General features: G+C 42.3%; 2 protein-coding genes. Both read right to left on the bottom strand.

Translation table 11 applies throughout. The features are described from left to right. Window positions 1-76 precede the first annotated feature (76 nt). A complete protein-coding gene (locus AC58QT_RS35985) occupies window positions 77-967 on the bottom strand; it encodes an IS3 family transposase (RefSeq protein WP_497413125.1) in 891 nt (296 codons plus the stop codon). A gap of 41 nt (window positions 968-1008) precedes the next feature. Beyond that, window positions 1009-1329, bottom strand: coding sequence for a helix-turn-helix domain-containing protein (locus AC58QT_RS35980; protein ID WP_497413124.1), 321 nt, complete (start codon window positions 1327-1329; stop codon window positions 1009-1011). Window positions 1330-1403 lie beyond the last annotated feature (74 nt).

Raw genomic sequence — 1403 nt, 5'->3', positions numbered from 1 at the left:
CGGCTCGGCCCCCTTATTCCGGAGTCTTGGCCTACAGTAATTACTTATTCTTAGAAATGCTCCTTATTTCGAGCATTTACATTGAATTATGAAATGCTGAAGAGTCTTCGAGTGTCTTTACCCATTCTGAAAACTTCCTTGGAGGCATAAATTTTAAACTGCCATGCATTTTACGATTGTGGTAAAAGTCCATATAATCATCCAGTCCTTTGTAAGCTTCATCAAAGGTCATGAAATCTCTTTGACTGAACAAATCGCGTTCTAACAGGCTATGAAACGACTCGATGAACGCATTCAAGTTAGGTGTCTTTGGAGGAATGCGTTCATGGATCACTTCTAGGCTCTCACAGGTGTCTTGAAATAGTTTACTAATGAATTGAGGCCCGTTGTCTGTCCGAATAACTGGCAACATCTCGTTATCCTTTGTACGGCTTTGTAACGCATTCCATAATGTTTGTACAGCATGTTTAGCTTCACATACTCGTCCTTTGTATTGTCCCACGACGACGCGGTCAAACACATCAATAATACTGAGCACATAAAAGAAACGTTCCTTTCCAACGACATAACCATACTTAATATCCATTTGCCAGAGCTGGTTATGCCCCGTTATGGATCTGTTTTTCGCTAATCTACGAGGATGTGTTTGGATTCGTTTTCGTTGTTTTTGGAGGATACCTAGCTCTTTACACAAGCGATACGACTTCTTTTTGTTCAGTATTACGCCACGTTGGTTGCGAATACATTGTGCTAGAAGTTTATATCCATAAACATGTTCCTCGCCTTCAAGGAGTTCTAGAAGCCACTCTTTGATTTGTTCGTCACAAACCGTTTCCCCCGATTTCAAATACGAGTAGCCAGGCACAGGGCGCCCTATTCCGGCAACTGTCGAGGGTGTTGGCTCTGGCTGCGCAGCTCGCTTTTTCCGATCATAGTAAGTGGATTCAGACAATCCAAGTATACGCAGAACCTTTGCAGTTGGAATTCCCCGCTTAATAAATAGATCTGCTACTTCAAATTTTTCAGATAAGCGGGGTTTTTCTTTTTTAGCAACTCACGTAGAATCTCTAGTTCTAGTTCCTTTTCACCGAGTACCTTACAGGCTGTTTCATAACGTTCTTCAACCATTTGTAGCCTTTGGAGTTCTTGCAAATGCTCGTCCGCCTTAGGTATTTCTTCTTGTGGAATGGAGTCACGGTGTTCCCTAATCCACTGGCGAATAGTTTCTGGATGAATGTCGTACATACGAGCCAACATCCCAACCTTAACTCCAGCCAATGCTTCTTTAACTATTTTAAGACGCTCTTCTTCTTTTAACCTTTTCCCCATACCGGATCATCTCCCTTATCCCTATTCTAATAAAATGGGTAGGAAGACTCCAGTTTCATTAGGGGGCCTAGGAG

It is taken from the genome of Paenibacillus sp. J31R109, assembly GCF_059692055.1.
The sequence above is the reverse complement of the archived record's forward strand: the minus strand, read 5'-3'. Positions and strand labels throughout refer to the sequence as shown.

Coding starts and splice junctions, on each gene's coding strand:
- AC58QT_RS35980 (WP_497413124.1), bottom strand. CDS start 1,329: ATGGGGAAAAGGTTAAAAGAAGAAGAGCGTCTTAAAATAGTTAAAGAA.